2 protein-coding genes are annotated in these 944 nt (G+C 58.9%); one reads left to right on the top strand and one right to left on the bottom strand.

Going from position 1 to position 944, the window contains the following annotated elements; genetic code table 11:
- A partial coding sequence (locus ACR0CG_RS23980; protein ID WP_480528012.1) for a glyoxalase superfamily protein occupies positions 1-174 on the top strand: 174 nt, incomplete at its 5' end.
- Between the two features lie 55 nt (positions 175-229).
- Here ACR0CG_RS23980 and ACR0CG_RS23975 read toward each other — a convergent pair.
- Positions 230-944 (bottom strand): aldehyde dehydrogenase family protein (locus tag ACR0CG_RS23975; RefSeq protein ID WP_480528010.1); only part of this gene is annotated, 715 nt, incomplete at its 5' end.

The following is a 944-nucleotide window of genomic DNA, read 5'->3' as shown; positions in this document are numbered from 1 at the left end:
GGGGATGGCGGACATCGCCGGGTGACCCTTCAGTTCGACGTGCCCGTAGATGTGGTCCGGTTCGACAGTTTTTCGTCCCTTCGCCAGCGGGTGACAGGTGAGATTGGCTGGGATGGTCGATCCACCCGTCACACGTCGGACGGAGAGCCGCAGCTTATCGTCCGACCTGCCTAAGAAACAAAGCGAGGCACCCTTAGGGTGACTCACATTTTGATAGCACCAAGATTGACTATTCGGCGGCCCAACCGCCAACGGCCTTGACCTCAAGGAAGTCCTCCAGTCCCCAAACCCCGCCTTCGCGGCCATTGCCGGACTGTTTCATCCCACCAAACGGGGACCCAGCGCTGCGCGACTGGCCGTTCATCTCAACCATGCCCGACCGCAAGACGCGAGCCATTCGGTTGGCGCGTGCACCGTCTTGGGTCTGAACATAATTGGTCAGCCCGTAAGGTGTGTCATTGGCAATCTCGATGGCTTCTTCTTCGGTGTCGAAGGGGATCATAGTCAGAACCGGGCCAAAGATCTCCTCGCGCGCGATCGTCATCTGGTTATTGGCATCGGCAAAAACCGTTGGGCGCACATAATAGCCCTTGTTCAGCCCCTCTGGCCGACCCGTACCGCCTGCAACCAGACGCGCGCCCTCATCAATTCCTTTCTGGATCAGGTCCTGAATTTTGGTCCACTGCACTTCGTTCACCACCGGTCCGATATGTCGGCCTTCCTCGGCGGCACTGCCGACGGTGACCTTGTTCGCCACTTCGGCGGCTGTCTCAACCGCCTGATCATAGATCGGACGCTGCACCAGCATCCGGCTGGGCGCGTTACAGCTTTGACCGGTGTTGTTCATCATGTGCAGGACGCCGCGTTTTACCGCCTTTTCGTCGGCATCGGCGAAGACCACATTGGCCCCTTTGCCGCCCAGTTCCAGATGCACTTTCTTCAGT

It is taken from the genome of Ruegeria sp. AB8 (assembly GCF_056542605.1).
This window is presented reverse-complemented; position numbering and strand designations above follow the sequence as displayed.